33 protein-coding genes are annotated in these 24,206 nt (G+C 67.8%); 24 read left to right on the top strand and 9 right to left on the bottom strand.

Annotated features, from left to right (window positions below; genetic code table 11):
* Positions 1–99: 99 nt before the first annotated feature.
* Together SJY11_RS18975 and SJY11_RS18970 are read right to left on the bottom strand one after the other, a co-directional pair.
* Entirely contained in the window at positions 100–1,545 is a 1,446-nt protein-coding gene (locus SJY11_RS18975; protein ID WP_376988303.1) for a cation diffusion facilitator family transporter, read from the bottom strand.
* Positions 1,546–1,946: 401 nt separating this feature from the next.
* A complete protein-coding gene (locus tag SJY11_RS18970) occupies positions 1,947–2,186 on the bottom strand; it encodes a hypothetical protein (protein ID WP_376988302.1) in 240 nt (79 codons plus the stop codon).
* Positions 2,187–2,809: 623 nt separating this feature from the next.
* On the opposite strand from SJY11_RS18970, the gene SJY11_RS18965 reads away from it, so the two are divergent.
* From SJY11_RS18965 to ureC, 10 genes are all read left to right on the top strand, one after another.
* Positions 2,810–3,259: a VOC family protein gene (locus SJY11_RS18965; RefSeq protein ID WP_376988301.1), complete on the top strand. Its 450-nt coding sequence runs from the start codon at positions 2,810–2,812 to the stop codon at positions 3,257–3,259.
* A gap of 55 nt (positions 3,260–3,314) precedes the next feature.
* Positions 3,315–3,560 carry a type II toxin-antitoxin system VapB family antitoxin gene (locus SJY11_RS18960; RefSeq protein ID WP_376988300.1) on the top strand — a complete coding sequence of 82 codons (246 nt, stop codon included), beginning with the start codon at positions 3,315–3,317 and terminating at the stop codon, positions 3,558–3,560.
* Positions 3,560–3,991 (top strand): type II toxin-antitoxin system VapC family toxin, encoded by a 432-nt coding sequence (locus SJY11_RS18955; protein WP_376988299.1) that lies wholly within the window; start codon positions 3,560–3,562, stop codon positions 3,989–3,991. Before SJY11_RS18960 ends, SJY11_RS18955 begins: the two co-directional genes overlap by 1 nt.
* Positions 3,988–4,881 carry a PfkB family carbohydrate kinase gene (locus SJY11_RS18950; RefSeq protein WP_376988298.1) on the top strand — a complete coding sequence of 298 codons (894 nt, stop codon included), beginning with the start codon at positions 3,988–3,990 and terminating at the stop codon, positions 4,879–4,881. The genes SJY11_RS18955 and SJY11_RS18950 overlap by 4 nt, the downstream gene beginning before the upstream one ends.
* A gap of 125 nt (positions 4,882–5,006) precedes the next feature.
* Entirely contained in the window at positions 5,007–5,861 is an 855-nt protein-coding gene (locus SJY11_RS18945; RefSeq protein WP_376988297.1) for an urease accessory protein UreD, read from the top strand.
* A gap of 10 nt (positions 5,862–5,871) precedes the next feature.
* The gene (locus tag SJY11_RS18940; protein WP_376988296.1) at positions 5,872–6,186 is read left to right on the top strand and encodes a hypothetical protein; all 315 of its coding nucleotides are present in this window, start codon (positions 5,872–5,874) and stop codon (positions 6,184–6,186) included.
* Positions 6,183–6,803: an urease subunit gamma gene (locus SJY11_RS18935; RefSeq protein WP_376988295.1), complete on the top strand. Its 621-nt coding sequence runs from the start codon at positions 6,183–6,185 to the stop codon at positions 6,801–6,803. The genes SJY11_RS18940 and SJY11_RS18935 overlap by 4 nt, the downstream gene beginning before the upstream one ends.
* A 69-nt stretch (positions 6,804–6,872) precedes the next feature.
* Positions 6,873–7,154, top strand: coding sequence for an AbrB/MazE/SpoVT family DNA-binding domain-containing protein (locus tag SJY11_RS18930; RefSeq protein ID WP_376988294.1), 282 nt, complete (start codon positions 6,873–6,875; stop codon positions 7,152–7,154).
* Entirely contained in the window at positions 7,154–7,552 is a 399-nt protein-coding gene (locus tag SJY11_RS18925; protein ID WP_376988293.1) for a PIN domain-containing protein, read from the top strand. Before SJY11_RS18930 ends, SJY11_RS18925 begins: the two co-directional genes overlap by 1 nt.
* Positions 7,553–7,563: 11 nt before the next feature.
* Complete coding sequence (gene ureC / locus SJY11_RS18920; RefSeq protein ID WP_376988292.1) at positions 7,564–9,300, top strand: urease subunit alpha; 1,737 nt, start codon at positions 7,564–7,566, stop codon at positions 9,298–9,300.
* 28 nt (positions 9,301–9,328) lie between these two features.
* Here the strand turns inward: ureC and SJY11_RS18915 are convergent, their stop codons facing one another.
* On the bottom strand, positions 9,329–9,574 hold the full coding sequence (locus SJY11_RS18915; RefSeq protein ID WP_376988291.1) for a hypothetical protein: 246 nt from the start codon (positions 9,572–9,574) through the stop codon (positions 9,329–9,331).
* A gap of 24 nt (positions 9,575–9,598) precedes the next feature.
* Here SJY11_RS18915 and SJY11_RS18910 point away from each other — a divergent pair, with 24 nt between their 5' ends.
* From SJY11_RS18910 to SJY11_RS18885, 6 genes are all read left to right on the top strand, one after another.
* A complete protein-coding gene (locus tag SJY11_RS18910) occupies positions 9,599–10,393 on the top strand; it encodes a GSU2403 family nucleotidyltransferase fold protein (protein ID WP_376988290.1) in 795 nt (264 codons plus the stop codon).
* A 72-nt stretch (positions 10,394–10,465) separates the two neighbouring features.
* On the top strand, positions 10,466–10,774 hold the full coding sequence (locus SJY11_RS18905; protein ID WP_376988289.1) for a putative quinol monooxygenase: 309 nt from the start codon (positions 10,466–10,468) through the stop codon (positions 10,772–10,774).
* A 29-nt stretch (positions 10,775–10,803) separates the two neighbouring features.
* Positions 10,804–11,502, top strand: coding sequence for an urease accessory protein UreE (locus SJY11_RS18900; RefSeq protein WP_376988288.1), 699 nt, complete (start codon positions 10,804–10,806; stop codon positions 11,500–11,502).
* Between the two features lie 9 nt (positions 11,503–11,511).
* Complete coding sequence (locus SJY11_RS18895) at positions 11,512–12,186, top strand: urease accessory protein UreF (protein WP_376988287.1); 675 nt, start codon at positions 11,512–11,514, stop codon at positions 12,184–12,186.
* 87 nt (positions 12,187–12,273) lie between these two features.
* On the top strand, positions 12,274–12,906 hold the full coding sequence (gene ureG, locus SJY11_RS18890; protein ID WP_376988286.1) for an urease accessory protein UreG: 633 nt from the start codon (positions 12,274–12,276) through the stop codon (positions 12,904–12,906).
* 22 nt (positions 12,907–12,928) lie between these two features.
* On the top strand, positions 12,929–13,510 hold the full coding sequence (locus SJY11_RS18885) for a HupE/UreJ family protein (RefSeq protein ID WP_376988285.1): 582 nt from the start codon (positions 12,929–12,931) through the stop codon (positions 13,508–13,510).
* A 66-nt stretch (positions 13,511–13,576) separates the two neighbouring features.
* On the opposite strand, the gene phnE is transcribed toward SJY11_RS18885, so the two are convergent.
* From phnE to SJY11_RS18870, 3 genes are read right to left on the bottom strand one after another with little or no spacing between them, the layout of a single operon-like run.
* Complete coding sequence (gene phnE / locus SJY11_RS18880; RefSeq protein WP_376988284.1) at positions 13,577–14,383, bottom strand: phosphonate ABC transporter, permease protein PhnE; 807 nt, start codon at positions 14,381–14,383, stop codon at positions 13,577–13,579.
* Entirely contained in the window at positions 14,380–15,225 is an 846-nt protein-coding gene (locus SJY11_RS18875; RefSeq protein WP_376988283.1) for a phosphonate ABC transporter ATP-binding protein, read from the bottom strand. The genes phnE and SJY11_RS18875 overlap by 4 nt, the downstream gene beginning before the upstream one ends.
* Entirely contained in the window at positions 15,225–16,094 is an 870-nt protein-coding gene (locus tag SJY11_RS18870; RefSeq protein ID WP_376988282.1) for a PhnD/SsuA/transferrin family substrate-binding protein, read from the bottom strand. The genes SJY11_RS18875 and SJY11_RS18870 overlap by 1 nt, the downstream gene beginning before the upstream one ends.
* A gap of 162 nt (positions 16,095–16,256) precedes the next feature.
* Between SJY11_RS18870 and SJY11_RS18865 the strand changes: the two genes are divergently transcribed.
* From SJY11_RS18865 to SJY11_RS18845, 5 genes are all read left to right on the top strand, one after another.
* The gene (locus SJY11_RS18865; RefSeq protein WP_376988281.1) at positions 16,257–17,399 is read left to right on the top strand and encodes an alpha-D-ribose 1-methylphosphonate 5-triphosphate diphosphatase; all 1,143 of its coding nucleotides are present in this window, start codon (positions 16,257–16,259) and stop codon (positions 17,397–17,399) included.
* A 105-nt stretch (positions 17,400–17,504) separates the two neighbouring features.
* On the top strand, positions 17,505–18,506 hold the full coding sequence (dusA, locus tag SJY11_RS18860) for a tRNA dihydrouridine(20/20a) synthase DusA (protein ID WP_376988280.1): 1,002 nt from the start codon (positions 17,505–17,507) through the stop codon (positions 18,504–18,506).
* 12 nt (positions 18,507–18,518) lie between these two features.
* Positions 18,519–18,971 (top strand): PaaI family thioesterase, encoded by a 453-nt coding sequence (locus SJY11_RS18855; RefSeq protein WP_376988279.1) that lies wholly within the window; start codon positions 18,519–18,521, stop codon positions 18,969–18,971.
* Positions 18,972–19,090: 119 nt separating this feature from the next.
* Positions 19,091–19,375 carry an ArsR/SmtB family transcription factor gene (locus tag SJY11_RS18850; protein WP_326912655.1) on the top strand — a complete coding sequence of 95 codons (285 nt, stop codon included), beginning with the start codon at positions 19,091–19,093 and terminating at the stop codon, positions 19,373–19,375.
* Between the two features lie 22 nt (positions 19,376–19,397).
* Positions 19,398–19,838 (top strand): SRPBCC family protein, encoded by a 441-nt coding sequence (locus SJY11_RS18845; RefSeq protein WP_376988278.1) that lies wholly within the window; start codon positions 19,398–19,400, stop codon positions 19,836–19,838.
* A 115-nt stretch (positions 19,839–19,953) separates the two neighbouring features.
* On the opposite strand, the gene SJY11_RS18840 is transcribed toward SJY11_RS18845, so the two are convergent.
* Entirely contained in the window at positions 19,954–21,195 is a 1,242-nt protein-coding gene (locus tag SJY11_RS18840) for an SMP-30/gluconolactonase/LRE family protein (RefSeq protein WP_376988277.1), read from the bottom strand.
* A 328-nt stretch (positions 21,196–21,523) separates the two neighbouring features.
* Between SJY11_RS18840 and SJY11_RS18835 the strand changes: the two genes are divergently transcribed.
* The 3 genes from SJY11_RS18835 to SJY11_RS18825 all read left to right on the top strand — a co-directional run bounded on the left by SJY11_RS18835 (position 21,524) and on the right by SJY11_RS18825 (position 23,105).
* Complete coding sequence (locus SJY11_RS18835) at positions 21,524–22,357, top strand: sulfite exporter TauE/SafE family protein (RefSeq protein WP_376988276.1); 834 nt, start codon at positions 21,524–21,526, stop codon at positions 22,355–22,357.
* Positions 22,358–22,449: 92 nt separating this feature from the next.
* Positions 22,450–22,719, top strand: a complete 270-nt coding sequence (locus SJY11_RS18830) for a type II toxin-antitoxin system Phd/YefM family antitoxin (protein ID WP_376988275.1) — start codon at positions 22,450–22,452, stop codon at positions 22,717–22,719.
* Positions 22,716–23,105 (top strand): type II toxin-antitoxin system VapC family toxin, encoded by a 390-nt coding sequence (locus tag SJY11_RS18825; RefSeq protein ID WP_376988274.1) that lies wholly within the window; start codon positions 22,716–22,718, stop codon positions 23,103–23,105. The genes SJY11_RS18830 and SJY11_RS18825 overlap by 4 nt, the downstream gene beginning before the upstream one ends.
* Here the strand turns inward: SJY11_RS18825 and SJY11_RS18820 are convergent.
* Together SJY11_RS18820 and SJY11_RS18815 are read right to left on the bottom strand one after the other, a co-directional pair.
* The gene (locus SJY11_RS18820) at positions 23,044–23,283 is read right to left on the bottom strand and encodes a DUF1289 domain-containing protein (RefSeq protein ID WP_376988273.1); all 240 of its coding nucleotides are present in this window, start codon (positions 23,281–23,283) and stop codon (positions 23,044–23,046) included. The two genes, SJY11_RS18825 and SJY11_RS18820, sit on opposite strands and share 62 nt — an antisense overlap.
* Positions 23,280–24,155, bottom strand: a complete 876-nt coding sequence (locus SJY11_RS18815; RefSeq protein ID WP_376988272.1) for an adenosylcobinamide-GDP ribazoletransferase — start codon at positions 24,153–24,155, stop codon at positions 23,280–23,282. Before SJY11_RS18815 ends, SJY11_RS18820 begins: the two co-directional genes overlap by 4 nt.
* Between the last annotated feature and the right edge of the window lie 51 nt (positions 24,156–24,206).

Raw genomic sequence — 24,206 nt, 5'->3', positions numbered from 1 at the left:
GCGCGCCGGATCATTGAGGTGGTCTGTAGCCCGCCGACCCGACGGCCGAAAGGGTGCGCCGCGTCGCTCAGCCAGGAGCGTGCCCGACAGGGCCTGCTCCTAGCTTGCCGGTCCCGCAATGGTCGGCTCGGCATGGCTGACCAAGCGGCAGACCTGCGGCCGCGCGATCCTGATCGCCCGCTCGATCTGGTCGACGGCGGCATGGACCGAGGCGACGTCGAGGGCAGGGTCGACGCGGCAATGGTAGTTCACCACCAGGCCGTTCAGGGTCTGGCGGACCCTGACATTGTGGATGTCGTGGATCGGTCCTTTCAGCGTCGCGGTCTCGCTGGCCAGCGCCTTGCCGATGTCCTCGACCGTCTCCCAGGCCGCGCCATGGCCGGCTGGCGCACCCGTCTCCATCGGCTCGATATGCGTCTCGACCTCGGTCTCGCCACCGAATTCGTCCCGGATAGCGGCCTCCAGCCGTGTCGCGATCTCGTGCGCCTGGCCAAGCGGCAGCCGTGCCTCGACCTCCATGTCGAGGCTCACCGAGAGCCGCTGGCCGATCGTGTGCACCGAGACGTGGTGCACCGGGATCTTGAGCTTGAGCGCGATCAGCAGCACGCGCTCCAGCGCGGTCTCGTCGTCGACCTGCACCGGGTCGGTCGTGACAGCGATCGCGGCGCCGGGTTCGATCCGCTCGAACTCCGCCGTGAGCGCCTCGCGGATCGCCGCCACCCGCTCCAGCGGCAGCGTGCGCGAGACGGTGATGCCGATTTCGCCATGGATGCGCCCGCCCGTCGGGCGGACCTTGAGCCAGTTGACGCCGACCACGCCGGGCACGCCCTCGGCGCCCTCGCGCAGGCGCTCGCTCACGCCCTTGGGCGCTGCGTCGAGCAGGGTGTCGATGGTCCGCCGCCCCAGCCGGTAGGCCGACAGCGCGGTGAAGGCCGCGATCGCGAAGGCGGCGATCGTGTCGGCCCGGGCGACGCCATACCAAACGCCGATCAGGCCGGCCAGAACGAGGGCGGAGCCGACGAAATCCGCCGAGAAATGCGTCGCCTCGGCGGCCAGCGCCTCGCTCCCGGTCTCCTTCGCGACTTTCGTCAGCGAGCGCCAGCGGATCGCATCCACCACCATCGAGAGCAGCATGATGCCGATCACGATGGGCGTGACCGAGACGGTCTCGATCAGCCCCGTCCAGAGCCGGTTGCCGGCTTCCCAGAGGATCGCGCCCGCCAGCGTGAACAGGATCGCGGTCTCGACCAGTGCCGCCAGCGCCTCGACCTTGCCATGGCCGTAATGGTGCTCGTCATCGGCCGGCTTGTCCGAGACGCGCACGGCGAACCAGGTGAACAGCGTCGAGCCGACGTCGATCAGGCCCTGGAGCGCGTCCGTCAGCAGGGCGAGCGAGCCCGACAGGATCGCGCCGACGAATTTGGCGCCGGTGAGCAGCAGCGTCGCCATCACCGAGAGGATCGCGGCCCGCTGCTTGATCTGCGCCATCTGGGCGGCGGTGGCGCGGACGGGCGTGCCCTCCAGGCCGTCTTGCGTTGAGCTCATGGCCTGTCCTGCCGTCTGCGTCTTGGAACTGTGTTCACGAGCGGCGATGCTTTCGCCCGATTCAACGGCAGGATCAACCCGGTCCCGACCGACGGGCCCCGCCATCACGAGCCCGGCTCCGCAAGGCCAGCCATGGTGGATGACCGACATGCGTTATCTCCAGACGGTCGCGCATGGGGCGATTCGGACTGGCCCGGTTCAATAAGTGGAATCCGCAAGGGTGGTAATCGCCGCACTTATTGTTGAGGATCTGGATTTCGGCGCCTTCCGTGAAGGCGGTCGCGGTTTTGCGTTGCTGATTTTTCACCGCGGCGTGGGCTGCAACCTGAAGAGCGGTTTTGAGTGTCGGACTGTGGCGGCGGACGGACCATATCAGCCCTCACCGCCCAATCGCCGATCCGTTATTTCAGAAGCCTGCTGATGATCGCCACCACCATTGCTACCCCAGCAGCAAACAGAAGCATGGAGGGCGTTTCTCTGATCCTGTTCTCGTAAAAACTGTCTGGGTGTCTTTCCAGCTTTAGAATGGGTGCAAGCTCAGGATAAACAATTGCACCGATCAAAAGAATGATCAAAATGGCGAAAATTGCCACAATCAAAAAAACGACTGGCCACTTGGGCCTCCATTCGCCAGTCGCCACAATGCAAATCCTCGACACGGGTCATTGGGTGAAACCCTGCAAAGCAACCGGTTTCAAGCGCAGGTTAGGCTGAGTTATTTAAAACATACGAAACAGACGGTGTTAATGTGCTTGTCTCCCATAAACCGACATCCCCCAAGTGGAGTACTACCTTACGTCAATGGCGCCTGATTCTGCTCGCTGGAGAGGTGTGTTGCGCCCCGAGCGGTGGCGAGGTCGATGACGGTCGGCGTCATGTCGGGCCTATGACGATCAGGCTTTCAAGGGTGATGAAGCCCGGGCAGGCGCTGGCGAACGCGATGTGCACCCGACTGGCAGTCTCGGTGACGCGGCCCGCGACCTTGAATCGCTGCGACAATCCGAGCTGTCTAATCCGAACTATTAGAGGTCAGTTCCCACGCCGAGACCATGCGGGAGAAAATGAGCGAGGCAGGGCTCGCTATCGGGGCAACTCCATCAGGCTTGACCTCGATGCAGAGGTGCCGCGCTTGTTCGCGTCGTGAGTGCCAAATACAAGGTCGCGCAAGTGTCGGGCATCAACAAAAAGATCGTGCTAGCCTGATGCAAACAGACGTTCCACGCCAGCGCAAATTGCGCAATGTTCGTAAGAGGTTGAAACAACGATGCGCTATCTCCACACCATGGTCCGCGTGACGGATCTCGCGGCTTCGCTTGATTTCTACGTGAACAAGTTCGGCCTCGTCGAAACCCGCCGGATCGAGAACGAGAAGGGGCGCTTCACCCTGGTCTTCCTGGCTGCGCCCGACGAGGTCGAGACGGTGCGCCAGCAGGGCAGCCGCGGCCGCCCGACGCTGGAACTGACCTACAACTGGGATCCCGAAACCTACACGGGCGGGCGCAATTTCGGCCATCTCGCCTATGAGGTCGACGACATCTACGCCACCTGCGACAAGCTGATGAAGGCCGGCGTCACGATCAACCGCCCGCCCCGCGACGGCAACATGGCCTTCGTCCGCTCGCCCGACAATATCTCGATCGAACTGCTCCAGAAGGGCGATCCGAAGCCCCCGGCGGAGCCTTGGGCGAGCATGCCGAACACCGGCGTTTGGTGACGATTGGCGTCTGACTACCTCCGTGATATCATGGAGTGATATCACGGAGGTAGTCATGGGTATTCTCGTGAGAGACGAGAAGATTGATCGGCAGGTTCGGGAGCTGGCGGCCAAGTCGGGGACAACGCTGCAGGGAGCGATTGGCCGGGCCGTTGAGAACGAACTCAAGCGGATTGAGGCGCGGCGCCAGCAGGTTGAAAGGGCCTTTCGGCGCGCTCAGGAGCGCTTGGCTGCATTTCCGCTGGTCGATGATGGGCTGACGCACAAGGAGTTCTTCGACCGCGAATACGGCGACGCGTGATGTTTCTCGATGCGTCCGTGATCATTGCCGTGTTGGCCGGCGAACCCGAAGCCTTTGCTCTCAAGGCGGCGATGATTGATACGGAAACCATGGCGACGTCACAGGTCGCCATTTTCGAGGCGTCGTGCAGGCTCGCTAAGCTGCGGGGCCTGTTGATTGCGGACGCGCATTTCGAGGTCCTCGATTTTCTCCAAGCCCTCGGTGTCGAGAGAGTTTCGATCGACGACGATGTCGGAGCGGCCGCCCACCACTGCGCCGCTCGCTACCATCACCTTACGGGCCACCCCGCCCGCCTAAACATGGGCGATTGCTTCGCCTATGCGGCCGCCCGGACCTCGGGATTGAAACTCGCCTACAAGGGTAACGACTTCGTCCATACCGATATCGACGGCGTCCGCTTCGGCGCCGAATCTGTGCCGTCACGCCCATGACCGGCGTCTTCTGCCTGGGCATCTCGACGCTGGACTATGTCTATAGCGTCGAGACCCTTCCTACTCGAGGCGAGAAATATCGCTCGAAGGGCCTCGCCGTGGTCGGCGGAGGCTGCGCCGGCAATGCCTCGGTCGCGATCGCCAGGCTCGGCGGTCGCTGCTGGCTGGCGACGCGCCTCGCCGACGATCTGCCGGGCGATGAAATCGTCGCCGACCTCATGCGCGAGGGCGTGGAGACCGGCTTCGCCCGCCGCGTGCCCGGCCTGCGCTCGCCGGTCTCGGCCATCCTCGTCGATGCGCAGGGCGAGCGCATGGTGATCTCCTATTCCGATCCGGAGATGCCGGAGGACACCGACTGGCTCCCGACGGTCTTGCCGGAGGGGGCGCGGGCCGTGCTCGCCGATACGCGCTGGGGCGAGGGCGCGCTCGCGGCGCTGCGGCTGGCCCGCGCCGCCGGCGTGCCCGGTGTGCTCGACGGTGACCGCAAGCCGCCCCATCCCGACCTGGTCGAAACCGCCAGCCATGTCGCCTTCAGCGCCCAGGCGCTCGCCGAACTCTCCGGCGAAGCGGACCCCCGCGCCGGCCTCGCCCGGATCGCATGCGAGGGATCGACCTGGCTGGCGGTGACCCTCGGCAAGGATGGCGTGCTCTTCGTCGAGAACGGGGCCGTCGCCCATCTGCCCGCCTTCGCGGTCGAGGCCGTCGATACGCTGGGCGCTGGCGACGTTTGGCACGGCGCCTTCGCGCTCGCGCTGGCGGAGGGGCAAAGCGAGCGCGCGGCGATCCGCTTCGCCTCGGCGGCCGCGGCGATCAAATGCACCCGCTTCGGCGGCAGGGCCGGCGCGCCGCGACGCGATGAGATCGAGGCCTTTCTGGCGCAGCGCGGCTGATCGCTGGCGAGGCGGCGATTGCCCATCATTTGGGCAGCCGAGGCGGGCGAGGCTCTTGCCGGGAAACGGCGCGCGCGGAAGATTGCAGCATCGTTCGACTTCGCCAGCCCGCTCCGGGAACCTTCATGTACGCGCCGCCCGTTCCGGCCGCCTCCGATCCGCTGCTTCCCGCCTATGTCCGCGCCGCGGGCGGGGTGGCGCTGCGCTTCGGCCGCGTCGGTGCGCAGACGCTGCGGCTGGACCTCTCCGAATCCGGCGGCTACCGCGCCCGTTTTCCCACCACCTTCGACGCGACCAGCGAGGCCGTGCTGATCAACACCGGCGGCGGCATGGCCGGCGGCGACGCGATGGGCGTGACGGTCGATCTCGGCCCCGGCAGCGAGGCGATCGTCACCACCCAGGCGGCCGAGAAGATCTACCGCAGCCAGGGCGCCGACACCCGGATCGAGACCCGCCTGACCGTCGCCTCCGGTGCCGCGCTGGCCTGGGTGCCTCAGGAGAGCATCCTGTTCTCCGGCGCGCGCCTGAATCGCCACCTCACCGTCGATCTCGCCGCCGATGCCCGGCTGGTCGCCTGCGAGAGCGTGTTCTTCGGCCGCAGCGCCATGGGCGAGAGCGTGCAGCGCGGCGCTTTGCGCGACCGCTGGCGCATCCGCCGCGAAGGGCGGCTCATCTTCGCCGAGGATGTCCGGCTGGAGGGCGCGATCGCGCAGACGCTGGGGCGCTCGGCGATCGGCGCCGGCGCCCGTGCCGCCGCGACGGTCCTCGTTGCCGGTGGCGACCTCGCCGGCAGGCTGGAGCCCGTCCGCGCGCTCGCCGGGGACTCGCAGGCCGGCGCGGTCGAGCTCGGCGCCGGAGTCGTCTCGGAGCTTCTGGTCGTTCGCCTTCTCTCCCCCGATGCCCAGGCCCTGCGTCGCGTGCTCGTCACGCTGCTCGGGCATCTGACCGGCCGTGCGCTGCCGCGCACCTGGTCAACTTGAGGAGAGCATCATGCTGGCGATCCAGGGTCTGAAATGCATCTATGACACCGGCGCGCGGGGCTGGGCGATCGAACTGGCGCTGAGCGGCGAGGGCGAGGAGGCGGTTCGTCGCTTCGATGTCGACGGGCCCGACGACGCCGAGATGCTGATCGAAGCCTTCGAGGAATCGACCTCCAGCGCCTTCGACCCCGCGACGGGCGAGATCGTCTTCGCCTATGAATATGCCGATTTCGGCGTCGAGGACGAAGACGAGTCGGAAGACGAGGACGGCGAGGACGAGGATTCGGACGGCGCCGACGAGGACGAAGAGAAGGGCAAGCAATGAATCTGACGCCGCGCGAAAAGGACAAGCTGCTCGTCGCCATGGCCGCCATGGTCGCGCGACGCAGGCTCGAGCGCGGCGTCAAGCTGAACTACCCAGAGGCCGTCGCGCTGATCACCGACTTCGTCGTCGAGGGCGCGCGCGACGGCCGGTCCGTCGCCGACCTGATGCAGGCCGGCGCCCATGTGGTGCGGGCCGACCAGGTCATGGACGGCATCGCCGCCCTCATCCACGACGTCCAGATCGAGGCGACCTTTCCCGACGGCACCAAGCTCGTGACCGTCCACGAGCCGATCCGTGGCGCCTCCGACGCGATGAAGCCCGGCGAGGTGACGACGCTGCCGGGCGACCTCGTCATGAACGAGGGCCGCGAGAGCCTCTCGCTCACCGTCTCCAACACCGGCGACCGGCCGATCCAGATCGGCTCCCACTACCATTTCTTCGAGGCCAATCCGGCGCTGTCCTTCGAGCGCGACAAGGCCCGCGGCTTCCGCCTCGACATCCCGGCCGGCACCGCCGTGCGCTTCGAGCCGGGCCAGACCCGCGAGGTCCGGCTCGTGGCGCTCGCTGGCAAGCGCGAGGTCTATGGCTTCCGGCAGGAGGTGATGGGGAAACTGTAGGGCATTTGTTGCCTTACTTCGGGAGCCGCCTTACATTGGGTCAATGTAAGGCGAAGGCGGAGGCTGGTGATGTCGATCACGATTGACGCGACCCTCACGTCGAAAGGGCAGTTCACGCTGCCGGCCGAGATCCGGCAGGCGCTCAACCTGCGTTCTGGCGACCAATTGCGCTTCGAATTGACGGACGACATGGAGCTCAAGGTCGTGCCGAAGCGGCGCCGGAGCATCCGCGAGTTGCGGGAACTCCTGCCGCCGCTGACCTTGGGCCGTCCGCTGACGCAGGCCGACATCGACGATTCTGTGACAGAAGCGATGAACGAGCAGGAAGAGCGTGTGCGCTCGGGTCGCTGATGCGCGGGATCGACACCAACATCCTGGTGCGAACCGTCGATCTCACGGATGAGCGGCAGACGGCAGCCGTCGAGCGGCTGCTCGACGAGGCTGCCGAACAGCCGCTATTCGTCAATCACATCGTTCTGAGCGAATTCGCCTGGACCCTCGAGCGACGATATAAACGCTCACGGGCGGAGATCGCCGTGCGCTTGCGGAATATTCTTGAGGCGCCGGACTTCATCGTGCCTCAGCCGACGCTCGTCGAACAGGCGATCGGCGCATTCGAGGCCGGCAAGGCGCAGTTTCCCGACTGCCTGATCGGTGTCGCGAATCTTGCATCTGGCTGCAAGACGACGTTGACCTTCGATGGCGACGCCGCCGAGATGACCCAGATGTTTTCGCCCGTCCCGCGCTGAGGCTCAAGCCCATGCCCTTCAACTACCCCCGCAACGCCTATGCCGCGATGTTCGGCCCCACCACCGGCGACACGGTGCGCCTCGGCGACACCGAACTCGTCATCAAGGTCGAGAAGGATTTCACCACCTATGGCGAGGAGGTGAAATTCGGCGGCGGCAAGGTCATCCGCGACGGCATGGGCCAGAGCCAGGTCCGCAATGCCGACGGCGCGGTCGACACTGTCATCACCAACGCGCTGATCCTCGACCACTGGGGCATCGTGAAGGCCGATATCGGCATCCGTGCCGGCCGCATCTGCGCCATCGGCAAGGCCGGCAATCCCGACATCCAGAGCGGCTTCGGCAATTTCGACCCGGCCGAGACGATCATCGTCGGCCCCGGCACCGAGGTCATCGCGGGCGAGGGCAAGATCGTCACCGCCGGCGGCTTCGACAGCCACATCCACTACATCTGCCCGCAGCAGATCGAGGATGCGCTGATGAGCGGGCTCACCACCATGCTCGGCGGCGGCACCGGCCCGGCCCATGGCACGCTGGCGACGACCTGCACGCCCGGCCCCTGGCATCTCGGCCAGATGATCAAGGCCGCCGACGCCTTCCCGATGAACCTCGCCTTCGCCGGCAAGGGCAACGCGGCGCTGCCCGGCGCCTTGGTCGAGATGGTCGAGGCCGGCGCCTGCGCCATGAAGCTGCACGAGGACTGGGGCACGACGCCCGCCGCGATCGACAACTGCCTCTCCGTCGCCGACGACTACGACGTGCAGGTGATGATCCACACCGACACGCTCAACGAGAGTGGCTTCGTCGAGGACACGATCGCCGCCTTCAAGGGCCGCACCATCCACGCCTTCCATACCGAAGGGGCGGGCGGCGGCCATGCGCCCGACATCATGAAGGTGGCAGGGCTGGAGAACGTCCTGCCGTCCTCGACCAATCCGACGCGGCCCTTCACGGTGAACACGCTCGACGAGCATTTGGACATGCTGATGGTCTGCCATCACCTGTCGCCGTCGATCCCGGAGGATCTCGCCTTCGCCGAGAGCCGCATCCGCAAGGAGACGATCGCCGCCGAGGACATCCTGCACGATCTCGGCGCGCTCTCGATGATGTCCTCCGACAGTCAGGCCATGGGCCGCGTCGGCGAGGTCATCACCCGCACCTGGCAGACTGCCCACAAGATGAAGGTCCAGCGTGGCACGCTGGCGCAGGATGTCGGCACCGGCGCCGACAATTTCCGGGCCAAGCGCTATGTCGCGAAATACACGATCAACCCGGCCATCGCGCATGGCATATCCCGCCATATCGGCTCGATCGCGATCGGCAAGCTCGCCGACATCGTGATCTGGTCGCCGGCCTTCTTCGGCGCCAAGCCCGATCTGATCATCAAGGGCGGCATGATCGCCGCCGCGCCCATGGGCGACCCCAATGCCTCGATCCCGACGCCGCAGCCGGTGCATTACCGCCCGATGTTCGGCGCCTTCGGCAAGGCGGTCACTTCGACCTCGCTGGTCTTCGTCTCGCAGGCGGCGATGGCCAACGGGCTGCGCAACCGGCTGGGCACCGAGAAGGAGATGGTCGCGGTCGAGAACACCCGCGGCGGCATCTCCAAGAAGAGCATGATCCACAACGACGCCACGCCCGACATCCAGATCGATCCCGAGACCTATGCGGTCGTCGCCGACGGCGAATTGCTGGTCTGCGAGCCCGCCAAGGAGCTGCCGCTGGCGCAGCGCTATTTCCTGTTTTAGTTCATGAACAAGCTATCGGATGCGGAGCTTATGTCGCGGCGTCCATCAGCTGCCAGCCGAGAGCGATGAGGGATTTAGTAGCACGAACGATCAATCGTGCTACTAAAACGAAATGAAGCGCATCCCGCTGAACATCCAGACGCTCTATGCCGATCTGCAGCAGCAGGTCGAGATGGCGTCGCCGGACGAGGCCACGGTCGTGGCGACGACTGTGGGTGGCATCGCATATCTGCGCCTCCAGCGCTGGGTCGGTGCGAGCCGGACGATCGAGCATCTCGGACGTGGCGACGATCCCGATGTGCAGGCGCGTGCCGAAGCGGCCAGAACGGAAATGGCCCACCGGCAGGAACGGCGAAGGCTGGTCTCGACGCTGCGCCGCCTCATTCCCGCGCCCGCGCCGATCCTCGGCAAGGTGTTGGATGCCGTGTCGCAGGCCGGTCTGTTCCGGCGCGGGGCGGTGCTCGTGGGAACGGCCGCCTATCAGTGCTACGCGCCGCTGCTCGGGACGATCCTGCCGTCTGCGACCGTGATGACGCAGGATGCCGACCTGGCGACCGCTGATCTCGCTCTGCAGGGCGATAGCGAGGGCGAAAGCCTGCTGGGCATCCTGCACAGGGCGGACAAGACCTTTGCCGGCCTGCCGGGCCTCGATGTAAAGGCGCCGCCGGCGCGATTTCGCAATGCCGAAAACTTCGTCGTCGATCTCCTGACACCCCAGAGACGCCGCACGGATCGCAATCCGATGCCGCTGCGCCGGCTGGCCGCCGGAGCCATCCCTCTTCAGCATCTCGACTGGCTGATTTTCGAACCGGTTCCCGCCGTGGTCCTGCATGGGGCCGGCATTCCCATCGTCTTGCCGCAGCCGGCGCGGTTCGCGGTCCACAAGATGATGCTGGCCCAGAAGCGCGGGGCTCACGAAGCGGCCAAGAGCCGCAAGGATCTTGAACAGGCAGCGGCGCTCGTCGCGGCGCTGCGGGAGACCGCCCCCTTTGCCCTCTCAGATGCCATGGCCGATGCGAGCGCTCGCGGCCGCGAGGGCTGGGCGAAGCCGATCGAGCGTTCGCTGTCGCAGATCGGCGCGGGCTTACCCTGAGCCATACTGCATCCGCCGCCTGCTCCACCGTGTAGCCGGACTCACATCCGTTGCCGTCCGGAGCCTGGCCTGTTGTCCGACCCCTTTATCGTCATCGCCCGCATCGAGGTTCGCCCCGATGCCTGGGAAGAGTTCGTCGCCGCCGCGGGCACCTGCATCGAAGCCACCTGCCGAGAGCCCGGATGCCTCGCCTACGAGATCCATGAAAGCCTGACGCGGCCCTGCCGCTTCGTGTCGTTCGAGAGTTGGGAGACCCGCGCCGACATCGACCGCAACATGACCTCGCCGCACATGCGCGCCTTTCTGGAGGCCGCGAGGGCTTGCGTCACGGCGCCTCCGGTGATCGAAGTGATGGAACCGCGGTCGATCGACCGCCTCTGATCGTCGCTTCAGTCACGGACTTCATCATCATGCTTCGCGCCACCTCCGTCGTTCGCAAGGCCGCCGTCAGGCAAGACCGCGTCGTCGATACGCTGACGCTCGACCATGACGACCGCAACCGCCGCCGCCTCGCGCTCAAGGCCGATGGCGGGCTCGGCATCCTGCTCGATCTCGACAAGGCGACCGCGCTCGGCGACGGCGACGCCGTCAAGCTCGAGGATGGCCGCCTGGTCCTGGTCAAGGCCGCGCCGCAGAGCCTGCTGGAAATCCGCGCCGAAAACCCGCTGCGGCTGATGCGGGTCGCCTGGCATATCGGCAACCGGCATACGCCGGCCGAGATCACCGCCGACGCGATCTATATCGAGAACGACCATGTGCTGGCCGAGATGGTCCGCGGCCAGGGCTGCGCGATGAACGCGGTGATGCGCCCGTTCCAGCCCGAGCGCGGCGCCTATGACCACGATCACGCCAATTGCGACCATCCCAGCCACGCCCATGGCCACAGCCATGGTCATGACCACCACGACCATGGCCACGACCACGCCCATCATGGTCACGATCATGCCGCCCATGATCACGGCCATAAGCCCCATGCGCACACCGAGGCTCATAGCCATGCGCATGCCCATGGCGACGCCTGCGGCTGCGGCCACGATCACGCCCATCACGACCATGGCCACAAGCACGGCGCCGAACACGGCCCCAAGGGCCACAGCCACGATCACTGAACAGCCCGCATGGCGGCCCATCTGCCCCTGATGATCTGGCTGTCGCCGTCCTTTCCGGTCGGCGCCTTCGCCTATTCGCACGGCCTCGAATGGGCCTTCGAATGCGGCGACCTGCATGACGCCGAAACCCTGCGGGACTGGCTCGAGGCGCTGGTCGTTCATGGCTCGCTGCGCAACGACCTGATCCTCTTCGCCTGTGCCGCTCGCGCCATCGAGGCCGGCGACGATGCGGCGCTCGGCGAGATCGCCGAACTGGCGCTGGCGTTGGCGAACTCCGCCGAGCGCCGGCTCGAGACGGTGACCCAGGGCAATGCCTTCGTCGCGGCGCTGCGGGCCGCCTGGCCCTGCGCGGCGATCGAGCGCCTGAAGCGGGTCTGGCCGGGTGACGTCGCCTATCCGGTCGCCGTCGCGGCGGCCAGCGCGGGGCATGCCCTGCCGCTTGCCGCGTCGCTGGAGGCCTATGGGCTGGCCTTCGTCGCCAATCTCGTCTCGGCCTCGGTGCGGCTGGGCATCGTCGGCCAGACCGACGGACAGAGGCTCACCGCCGCGCTGGTTCCCGCCGTCCAGGCGGCGGCTGCGGAAGCCGAGCCTGCGACGCTGGACGATCTCGGCGGCTGCGCCTTCCGCTCCGATCTCGCCTCGCTGCACCACGAGACCCAGTATTCGCGGCTGTTCCGCTCGTGAGCGCGGCGCGCGAATTGCAACCACCGTCATCCACTCTCCGGGCCGCACCAGCCTGCTGCACCGCCTGACCGTCAAGGGATTTCAAAGATGTCGCGCTCTCCCCACGGCCCTCTCCGCGTCGGCATCGGCGGCCCCGTCGGCTCCGGCAAGACGGCGCTGATGGAGGTGCTCTGCAAGCGCATGCGCGACCGCTACGACCTCTGCGCCATCACCAACGACATCTACACCAAGGAGGATGCCCGGCTTTTGACGGTGGCCGGCGCGCTGCCGCAGGAGCGCATCATGGGCGTCGAGACCGGCGGCTGCCCGCACACCGCGATCCGCGAGGATTGCTCGATCAACCTCGCGGCCGTCGAGGAGATGCGCGGCAAGTTTCCCGACCTCGACATGATCCTGATCGAGTCCGGCGGCGACAATCTCGCCGCCACCTTCTCGCCCGAACTGGCGGATCTGACGATTTATGTGATCGACGTCGCGGCCGGCGAGAAGATCCCGCGCAAGGGCGGCCCCGGCATCACCCGCTCCGACCTGCTGGTCATCAACAAGACCGATCTTGCCCCCCATGTCGGCGCGGATCTTGCAGTCATGGAACGCGACACGAAGACGATGCGCGGCAAGCGGCCTTACGCCTTCACCAACACCAAGGCGGGCGAGGGCGTCGATGTCGTCATCGACTTCATCGAGATGGCGGGTGGCCTGCGGGCCGCTCCGGCCGCGTGACGGACATGCAGGGGAGACGGCGATGCGCGCGATGGCAAGACGGACGGGGCCGGTGGTGATCGCGACGGCGCTCGCCGGGCCGGCCCTGGCGCATACCGGCGTCGGCGCCGTGCATGGCTTCGGGGCCGGCCTAATGCATCCGCTCTTCGGCGTCGACCACGTGCTTGCCATGGTCGCGGTCGGCCTCTGGGCCGGGCTCACCGGCGGGAGGGCGCGGCTGGCCTATCCGCTCGCCTTCGTCGGCATGATGGTCCTCTCCGGCCTCTGGGGCATGTCCGGGGCCGCCTTGCCCGGCGTCGAGATCGGCATCGCCGTCTCCGTCGTCGTACTCGGCCTCGCCATCGCGCTGCGGGCGACGCCGCCGCTGGCGGCGGGCGCAGCCGCCTGCGCGATCTTCGCGATCTTCCACGGTCATGCCCATGGCGCCGAACTGCCGCAAGGCTCGAGCGGGCTCGCCTATGCGCTCGGCTTCGTGCTGGCGACCGCTGCCCTGCACGGTGCCGGCCTCGGGCTGGCCGGCCTGCTGGCGGCGCGTGCGCCGCTGCTCGCCCGCGTCGCCGGCGGCGGGCTCGCGCTGGCGGGTGTCGCCATTCTCGCGAGCTAGCCGTTTGAGCAAGCCGGCCGCCCTTTGCAGGGAGGGCCGTAGTCGGCCGACGCGAGCCTGCGGCCTTCAGATGATGCGGCGCCGCAGCCAGCCGCCGATCTGCTCGACCGCGACCACCAGTGCGAAGACGGCCAGGATGATCGTCAGCGCGGTGTCGTAGTCGAACAGGTCGAACGCCACCTTGAGCTCGACGCCGATGCCGCCGGCGCCGACCAGCCCGAGCACGACCGAGGCCCGCGTCGCCTTCTCCACGCAAAACAGCGAGGTCGCGATGAAGGACGGCATCGCATTGGGCACCACCGCCGAGAAGATCAGACCGGTCTTGCTCGCGCCGATCGTCGAGAGCGCCTCGCGCGGGCCCTTGTCGGTCTCCTCCATCGCCTCGGCGAAGAAGCGCCCGGCATAGCCGATCGTGTCGATCATCAGCGCCAGCACCCCGGCCGCGGGGCCGAGCCCGACGGCGATGACGAAGAACAGCGCCCAGATCAGATCCGGCACCGTCCGGAAGAAGGCGATCAGCCCGCGCGCCAGCGTCCGCACGATCGGATGCGGCGAGAGCCCGTCGGCGGCGAGGATCGCCAGCGGAAAGCTCAGGATCAGGCCGAGCACGCAGCCCGACACCGCCATCTGGAAGGTCGTCGCCAGCGACCAGAAGATCTGTTCGATGCGGCTCAGATCGGGCGGGAACATCCGGGTCAGGATGTTGCCCATATAGGGGATGCCGCGGATCAGCTTCTCGGCCGACAATTCGGAGCCGCTGAAGGACCAGATCACCAGCGCCAGCGCCAGGAAACCGCCCATGAAGGCGACGGCGCTCGGGCGTTCGAAGCGGTCGACGGCGAAGGTCGGCCGTGCAGTCTGGGGCAGGCTCATGCGAAAACCGGCGCCGGCGCGCGCGCCGGCTCCTCTTGGGGCTCGGAGCGGTCGCCCGGCTCCTCGAAGAAGGCGGCGAGTTCGGCCTCGGTGCAATGACCGGCCCGGCGGTTGAGCGCGATCGTGCCGCCACCAAGCCCGACGATGCGGTCGGAAAAGCGCAGCGCATGCGCCATGTGGTGGGAGACGAAGACCAGGGTCAGCCCCTTGTCGCGCGTCAGCCGGAACAACAGCTCCATGATCTCGCGGCCGGCGCGCGGGTTGAGGCTCGCATCGGGCTCGTCGGCGAGCACCAGCTCGGGCCGCTGCATCAGCATGCGTGCGATGGCGACGCGCTGCGACTGCCCGCCCGAGAGGGAATCGGCCCGTTGCAGTGCCTTGTCGGCCAGCCCGACGGCCTCCAGGCAGGCCATCGCCTCGTCGCGCACCGCGGCCGGCGCGAGCGACTGGGCCCATGTGCGCGGGCCGGAGCGACGCGCCTGCACGCCATGCACGACATTGGACAGCGCGCTGAGCCGCGCGACGAGATTGTGCTTCTGAAAGACGACGCCCACCCGCGCCCGAAAACGCTTCAGCGCCGATCCGCTGAGATCGCCGACCGTCTCGCCGAGAACGCTCAGCCGGCCCTGGTCGGCTTCCGCCAGCCGCACGATCATGCGCAGCAGCGTCGATTTGCCGGTGCCGTTCGCCCCGATGAGCGCCAGCGACTCGCCGGCCGGGACGGAGAGGTTGAGCCGCTCAATGATCGTGCGGGGCCCGAAGCTCTTGCGCAGGCCGTCAATAGCGATGACGGGGGCGCCGGCCCCCGTCATCATCGGCCCGGTGGCGGGCGAGGATGTCATCACTCGATGAACTTGTTGAATTCGGTGATGCCGATCGTGGCGTAGATCGAGCGGACATAGTCGTAGTCGCTGTCCTTGACCTCGGGCAGGAAGACGCCGCCGGTGAATTTGCGGTTGTCGTCGGTGCCGGTGACGACCGCCTTCATCAGCTCCGTGCCGTGGTTGAGGAAGGCCTTGCGCACCCTGGCGACGATCTCGGGCTTCACCTTGGGGCTGGCGATCATCACGTCGTTGGGCAGGTCGCGGCCGCGCGCCACCACGGTGAAGCCGGTCTTGCTGTCGCTCTCGCGGATGCGCTGGAGATGGGTGAGGTTGAGGCCGATGGCGGCGATGTCGCCGCGCTTCATCGCCTCGACCGCGACGTTGCGCTTCACGAAGATCGGCTTGTAGTCGACATTGTACTTCAGGCCGAAATCGGCGAGCGCCTGCGCGGGCCCGAGATGCTGCGAGGTCGAGCCGATCTCGCCGAAGGAGATCGTCTTGCCCTTGAGATCGGCGACGCTCTTGATCGGTCCGGTCGCGAGCACCGCGACCTGGCTGAAATAGTCCGGACGCTGCCAGCCGACCACCGGCACCGCCTGGGTGCGGGCCTTGAACACGACATATTCGGCAGGTCCCGTCAGCACGAAGTCGACCTGGCCGGCGGCCATCGCCTCGACCGCGGCGGTGCGGCCGGACACCGCGAAGAACTGCACCTTGACGTCGGCGACCTTCTCGAAGGCGGCCTTGAACGGGCCGAATTCGCGCTGGAGCGATTCCGCCCCGTCGATGTCGGTGACGGCGAAGCGGATCGCGTCCTGCGCCTGGGCGGCAGGCGTGGCGAAGGCGGCCGCTGCGGCGAGCAGCGCGACGGCGATGGGCTTCAGCATGGGGCGGTCTCCCGTTTGACGATGGGTCAGCGGCTAGTGAAGCCTTGCGACGCAAGGGTGACGGCTGCTTGACGGTTCGGTGACGATGTCTGTCATGCGGCCGTCATCCCCGGATTCCATGCGCGGTCGGCCGCACCCTTCGATCGCGGCAGGGAGATGGATGTGGCGATTTCGATTACGGGCGGCGATATCCTGGGCGATGGCCTCGAGCGTCGCGACCTCGCTGTGGCTGACGGCCTGATCGCCGCCTTCGACACCGCGCCGCGCGCGGGCGCTCTCAGGCTCGACGCGACGGGGCTCCTGGTGCTGCCCGGCCTCGTCGATTGCCATGGCGACGCCTTCGAGCGCCACATCATGCCGCGGCCGCGCGTCGCCTTCGACATCGATCTCGCCCTGAAGGATGCCGACCGGGCGCTTCTGGCCAGCGGCATCACCACCGCCTTTCACGGCGTCACCTGGTCCTGGGAGCCGGGCCTGCGCGGGGCGGAGAATGCCCGCGCCCTGGCCGAGGCGATTGCGCGGCTACAGCCGGAACTCGGCGCCGATACGCGCTTCCATCTGCGCCACGAGACCTTCAACCTCGAGGCCGAGCCGCAGATCATCGACTGGCTGGCGGAGGGGCGCGTCGGCGTGCTCGCCTTCAACGACCACACCGAGGGTACGCTGAAGACGCGCCACCGCCCCGACAAGATCGGCAAGATGGTCGAGCGCACGGGCCTCTCGACGGAGGCCTTCATGGCGCTGGTCGAGACCGTCTATGCCCGCAAGGGCGAGGTCGAGGGCTCGATCGCGCGGCTCGCCGCAGCGGCGCGCGCGGCTCGTGTGCCGATGTTCTCCCATGACGACATGACGCCCGCCATGCGCGCCTGGTACCGCTCGCTGGGCGTAGCCGTCGCCGAATTCCCGATCGACGAGGCGACCGCCCGCGAGGCGGCAGCCCACGGCGAGGCGATCGTCTTCGGTGCGCCCAATGTCGTGCGCGGCGGTTCGCATACGGGCTGTCCGAGCGCCGAGGAGATGGTGCGCGCCGGCCTTTGCACCATCCTGGCGTCGGACTACTACTATCCGGCCCTGGCGCTCGCGCCATTCCTGCTGGCGCGCAGCGGCGCGGCCTCCTTCGCCGAAGCCTGGGCGCTGGTCTCGCGCGCGCCGGCCCACGCGCTCGGCCTCCACGACCGTGGCGTCATCGCGCCGGGCAAGCGCGCCGATCTCGTCCTCGTCGAGGAGGGACCCCATCCCCGCATCGTGGCAACGATCGCCGCCGGCCGCCTCGTCCATCTCGCCGACCAGCGCCTGCTGGGGTGAGGCTTGCGGGGCCTCGTGGCCCATGCGCCCGGGGCTGGTCGCGGCCTGATCCTGCGGGTGGCCGCCGCAGGTGCATCGCGTCGCATTTTCGGCTAGTCAGCCGCCATGACCGCCCTTTCGCCCGAGCAGCTGCGCTTTTCCGTCGCGCCGATGATGGACTGGACCGACCGGCACTGCCGCGTCATCCACCGCCTGATGTCGCGCCGGGCGCGGCTCTACACGGAGATGGTGACCGCGCAGGCCGTGATCCGGGGTGACCGCCAGCGGCTGATCGGTTTCGACGCGGTCGAACATCCGGTCGCGCTGCAGCTCGGCGGCAACGATCCCGCGCTTCTGGCGCAGGCGGCCCGGATCGGCGCCGATTTCGGCTATGACGAGATCAATCTGAATTGCGGCTGCCCTTCGGACCGCGTCCAGGGGGGCGCCTTCGGGGCCTGCCTGATGCGCGAGCCGGCGCTCGTCGGCGACTGCGTCGCGGCGATGAAGGCGGCGGTCGCGATTCCCGTCACGGTGAAATGCCGCATCGGCGTCGACGACCAGGACCCGGAAGCCGCGCTCGACGCGCTGACGCGGGCGGTGACGTCCGCCGGCGTCGATGCGCTGATCGTCCATGCCCGCAAGGCCTGGCTGCAGGGCCTCTCCCCGAAGGAAAACCGCGAGATTCCGCCGCTCGATTACGACCGCGCCTACCGGCTGAAGGCGGCCCATCCCGATCTGCCGGTCGCGATCAATGGCGGCATCCGCGCCCCGGAGGAATGGGCCCGGCATCTCGCGCATCTCGATGGCGTCATGATCGGGCGCGAGGCCTATCAGAACCCGGAGATCCTGCTGCGGGTCGATCCGCTGCTCTTCGGCGAGGAGGCGCCGGTGGCGGACGCCTTCGGCATGCTGGAGGCGCTGGAGCCGCATCTCGCGCGTTATCTCGAGGCCGGCGGGCGGCTGCATGCCTTCACGCGCCATCTCGTCGGGCTGTTCCCCGGTCGTCCCGGCGCGCGCCAGTTCCGCCGTCATCTCGCCGAGCATTGCGTCGCCGCCGATGCGGACCTCGCGGATCTGCGCGCGGCGGTCGCCCATGTTTCGCGGCACGACACCATCCGCGCCGCCTGAGGAGGCATGACGATGGCCGAGGCTCCTTCCGACACCGAGATCGCCCGCCGCGTCGCCGAGAGCTTCGACAAGCAGGGCTTCATGACGACGCTGGGCGCGCGCCTTCTGCGGGTGGCGCCGGGCGAGGTTGAGATCGAACTGCCGGTCGGGCCGCAGGTCTCGCAGCAGCACGGCTTCGTCCATGCCGGTGCGGTCGCGGCCATCGCCGACTCCGCCTGCGGCTATGCGGCGCTGACGCGGATGCCGGCGGGAGTGGGTGTCCTGACGGCCGAGTTCAAGATCAACCTCTTGGCTCCCGCTGCCGGCGAAAGGCTCATCGCGCGGGGCCGGGTGGTCAAGGCTGGGCGGACGCTGACGCTGGCCCTCGCCGAGGTCTTCGCGGTCCGGGACGGAGCCGAGAAGCTCTGCGCCATGCTGACCGCCACCTGCATGGCCGTCGGCGGGCGCGAGGGCGTGTCGGATTGACGCGCCCGTCGCTGTTGACGCACCCGGCCGCCCCAAGGTAACTTAACGCAATGGTTAAGTTGGAATCCTCGCAGCTGGATCGGACCTTCTCCGCACTGTCGGACCCGACCCGCAGGGCCATGCTCGCGCGTCTCGAAGGCGAAGAGGCGGTCTCGGTCAGCGAACTGGCGCGGCCTTTCACGATGTCGCTGCCGGCGGTGATGAAGCATCTCGACGTCCTGTCGGATGCCGGGCTGATCACGCGGACGAAGACGGGCCGTACCGTCTCCTGCCGCCTCAATGCCGACCCGATGGAGGAGGCGATGGGCTGGCTCGCTCGCTATCAGAGATTCTGGACGCAGCGCCTCGATGCTCTGGAGGCGATGCTGGAGGCGCGCCGCAAGGCCCCCACCGAGGCCGAGTGAACGCCCCGAGAGAGGACCGGCCATGCACGAGCGCGTCGCGACCACGCCGAGCCTGACGATCAAGCGCCGGCTCAACGCCACGCCGGCCGAGGTCTTTGAGGCCTGGACCGATCCCAGGCTGCTGATGCAATGGTTCGGGCCGGAAAACGTCGTGACGCAGGAGGTCTCGGTCGACGCCCGTATCGGTGGCGGTTTTCGCGTGGTGATGCTGGAGGATACCGGCGAGCGTCATGAGGTCTCCGGCACCTATTACGAGGTCGTCGCGAACGAGAAGCTGGTCTTCTCCTGGTCCTGGATCACGACACCAGAGCGCGTCTCGCAGGTCACCGTGACCTTCAAGCCCGATGGCGCGGGCACGATCCTGACCCTGCTGCACGAGCAGCTCTTCGACGAGCAGGCGGTCAAGGGCCACACCCATGGCTGGACCGGCTCGCTTGCCAAGCTGGAGTCGCTCTTCGCCTGACGTCCAGATCCCGTCATTGCGAGGAACGCAGTGACGAAGCAATCCAGGGGCCGCCGAAACCGACGGGCTGGATTGCTTCGCTGCGCTCGCAATGACGGCTCAGCGCAAGGCCCGTTCAGCCCGGCCCGGCGCCCTGCGTGCCCAGATAGAGCGCGTAGATCGACTGGCTCGCCGCCATGAACAGCCGGTTCCGCTTCGGCCCGCCAAAGCAGATGTTGCCGCAGACCTCCGGCAGGCGGATGCGACCGATCAGCTTGCCGGCGGGGTTGAAGATGGTGACGCCGCTATAGCCGACATTGCGCCCGGCATTCGACGAGGCCCAGAGATTGCCCTCGACATCGCAGCGTAAGCCGTCGGGCCCGCAATGTACGCCCTCGATCATGCAGTCCGAGAAGACGCGGCCATTGCTGAGCTTGTTGTCGGCCCCGACATCGAAGACATGGATGTCGCCCTTGCCGCCCGGCCCGGTATCGCCCGGTCCCTTGCCGGTCGAGGCGATGTAGAGCCGCTTGAAATCGGGCGAGAAGCACAGGCCGTTGGGGTCCGGCACCTGCGATTCCGGCACGACGAGCTCGACGCGCCCGCTCGGGTCGATGCGGTAGGTGTTGGTCGGCAGCTCGCGCTTGGCGAGCCCGATGCCCGGCGGCTGGCCGAGGCGGGGATTGATCTTGCCATTGGCGTTGCTCGGCCCGCCGGGAGCGTCAGGCGCACCCTCATAGAGCTGCCCGCCATAGGGCGGATCGGTGAACCAGTAGCTGCCGTCCGGGTGGGCGACGATATCGTTGGGCGAGTTCAGCTTCTTGCCGTCGAACGAGTCGGCGAGCACCGTCGCCGAGCCGTCGAGCTCGTAGCGCACGACGCGGCGGTTCAGATGCTCGCAGGAGAGCTGCCGGCCCTGGGAGTCGAAGCTGTTGCCGTTGCTGTTGCCGGACGGCGCGCGGAAGACGCTGACATGGCCGTCATCCTCGATCCAGCGCATCTGGCGGTTGCGCGGGATGTCGCTCCAGACGAGGTACCGGCCCTGGGCGTTCCAGGCCGGTCCCTCGACCCACAGGCCGCCGGTCCAGATCCGCTGTATCGCGGCATTGGGCTGGGCCAGCCCATTGAAGGCCGGATCGACGGCGATCACGTCCGGGTCCCAGAAATAGGTCGTCGGGGCGCCCTGGCGGCTGAAGTCGCGTGGTGGCGTGGTGATGGTGGTCGGTGGGGACGGCCGGTTCGCGCTGGATTGGGCGAAGGCCGGCCCAGTGGCGGCGGCGAGCGCTCCGAGCCCTGCGGCGTGGATCAGGCGGCGCCGCGACAGGGTCGCCGCTTGCGTCTCGGTGGGATCGTGGTCGTGAACAGTAGGGTCTGTCATCGCTTTATCCTCCCAGATGATGGTTGTGGTCCGGCCTGATGCCGGCCTTGGTTTCGTCTCGACGCTCTCCTTTGCAGGGGTTCGCCCGCGACGGGCGGGCGACCCGCAGATCATCAGGGCGGGCGGCCGGGGTCGAGCGGCGCCGGCGTGGGGACTGCCGCGCAAGGCTAGCATGCGCGGAGGCTCTCCGCGGCATCCGTCTTGCTGGGCGCAGGGCATGGCTGGGCCCCGCTGTCGGATCACCGCTGCATATCGGCTCCGCCCTGCCGTGCTTGCTCCGGCGCCGGAAATCCCCCACAGCAGCCTCCCCTCCTGTCGGAACGCTGTCATGCTTGCTGGAATTCCCGTCGGCGACCTCGTCTTCCTCGCCGTCTCGCTGGTTGCGGCGGGCGCCGTCACCGGCCTGCTCGCGGGCGTCTTCGGCGTCGGCGGCGGCGCGGTGATCGTGCCGATCCTCTACGAGGTGTTCCGCGTCATCGGCGTGCCCGAGGATGTCCGCATGCCGCTCTGCGTCGGCACCTCGCTGGCCGTCATCATCCCGACCTCGATCCGCTCCTTCAACGCCCATCGCGCCAAAGGCATGGTCGACATGTCGATCCTGAAGATCTGGGCGGTCCCCGTGGTGCTCGGCGTCATCGTGGGCAGCTACATCGCTCGCTTCGCGCCCGCCGACCTGTTCAAGATCATCTTCGTGATCGTTGCGTTCTTCAGCGCGCTGCGCCTGCTCTTCGCCTCCGACCGCTGGCAGCTCGGCACGGAGATGCCTGGCCGGGTGCTGATGACGATCTATGGCGGCGTCATCGGCGTGCTCTCGGCACTGATGGGCATCGGCGGTGGCCAGCTCTCCAGCCTGTTCATGACCTTCTATGGCCGCCCGATCCACCAGGCGGTGGCGACCTCCTCGGGACTCGGCGTGCTGATTTCGATCCCCGGCGCGCTCGGCTTCATCTATGCCGGCTGGCCGAAGATGGACGTGCTGCCGCCGCTGTCCCTCGGCTATGTCTCGCTGATCGGCTTCATCCTGTTCATCCCGACCTCGATCTGGACGGCGCCGATCGGCGCGCGCCTCGCGCACCGTCTCTCGAAGCGCAAGCTCGAGGTCGTCTTCGGCCTGTTCCTGCTGCTCGTCGCGGCCCGCTTCATCTGGTCGCTGGTGGTCTGACCGTCTCAGAACCGTTGAACTCGTCGCGGGAGCAGAGAGGAAGCCGGTGAGGGCGTCTGGACTTCCGCCCGGACAGTGATCAAGCTGGCGGGATGAAGAACGTGTCGCTGGCTGAGATGAAGGATCGCCTCGCGGAACTAGCGAACGCCGTCGAGGCAGGCGAGACGATCGTCGTCACGCGCGATGGTCGTCCGATCCTCGATCTCGTGCCGCATCGCGCGCGGCCCCGGCTGAATCTGGCGGCGCTGGATGTCTTCAAGAAGGAGCGCGGGATCGACCGTATCGTGACCTCGATCGCCGACGATTTCGACGAGCCGCTGGCGGCAGATTTCCTGCTGCAGCCATTGCCACCCGGCCGATGAGGCTTCTGCTCGACACGCATGTCTTTCTTGCCTTGATCGAGCCGCAACTCACGGGATTCCGTCCCTTGACGCGATGGCTGGCGCGACAGCCCGACGCCGAGCTGAGCCTCAGCATCGCTTCGCTTTGGGAGATCGCGATCAAGCGGCGGCTCGGAAAGCTCGATCTGCCCGTTGAGCTGTCCGAACTGCCGGGACTTGCGCGGTTGCTCGGGATCGAGTTGATCGTGATCACGGCGCAGCATGTCCTGTCGCAGCTCGATCCGGAGCCCGTGACGCGTGATCCCTTCGATCGCCTGCTGCTGGCGCAGTGCGGCGCGGAAGATCTCAGGCTTCTGACGGCCGATCGCGCTCTGGTCCGCCATCCCCTTGCGTTCGACTGGTCGTAGCGGCGTCGTGCCTCGGCATCCCTCGCTCCGTCAGCGTCGCCATCACGGCCAGGCGCTCCGCCTCACTCATCCTCTGCCAGCCCGCGATCTCGGCGAGCGTCCGGCGGCAGCCTTCGCAGAGCCGGTTGACCGGATTAATGACGCAAACTCTGATGCAGGGCGTCGCGATGGCGCTCATCGACCCGCTCCAAGCATCAGTGCAAAGCCCAGATAGAGCGCGATCTCGTCGAGCTGCTGCGTGGCTCCCGCGATGTCGCCGGTTTGGCCGCCGATCAGCCGGCGGCAGAGGCGCCTGACGAGAAGCGCGTTGAGGGCAACCAGCGCGAGCCCGAGCCCCAGCCCGGCGAGCGGCAGCCGGCAGGTGAGCGCGAGCCCGCCCGCGAGCAGAAGGCCAATGACGGAAGCCAGCCAGGCCGTCGGCAGGCTCGGCCGCCCGACCGACGCCGAGGCGCCCGCCGGGCGGGCCGGCGCCATCCCCGCCAGCAGATGCAGGCCCGACAGGCGCGACAGCACGCCCGCCGCCACGAGCGCGCCGCTCGCTGCAAGAGGCCCGGCCCGGTCGAGGATCAGCGCCAGCGCGAAGACGCGCAGCAGCAGCGCCAGTCCCATCGCCAGGGCGCCATAGCTGCCGAGCCGGCTGTCTTTCATGATCTCGAGCCGGCGCTCGGGCGTGCGCCCGCCGAAGAGCCCGTCGGCACTGTCGGCGAGTCCGTCCTCATGCAACGCGCCCGTCGTCACCGCCAGCGTCGCGACCGCGAGCGCAGCCGAGAGCAGCCCGCCGAGCCCAGCGGCGCCCGCTGCGGCCAGGATGAGCGCGGCCGGAAGGGCGATGACCAGCGCCGCGAAGGGCAGGGCGCGCGGCACGGTGCGGAAATCGGGCGCGGCATGGGGATCCGCCTCGCCGGGCAGGGCCGGGACCGGCAGACGCGAATAGAAGCGGATGCAGATCGCGGTCGCGACGATCCAGCCGGGCCAGGCCGGCTCGGCGTCCGCCGGCGGCATGGGCGCGTCCTGCGGCGGCGCGGCGTCCCTGTCCTCGATTGTCTTCATCCGCCGCAGCCTATAGCAGCAGCGGCAACCGCGGGGCCATCGCCGAAGCGC

The sequence above is a fragment of the Allobosea sp. R86505 genome, assembly GCF_042466375.1.
Lineage (GTDB): Bacteria > Pseudomonadota > Alphaproteobacteria > Rhizobiales > Beijerinckiaceae > Allobosea.
The sequence above is the reverse complement of the archived record's forward strand: the minus strand, read 5'-3'. Positions and strand labels throughout refer to the sequence as shown.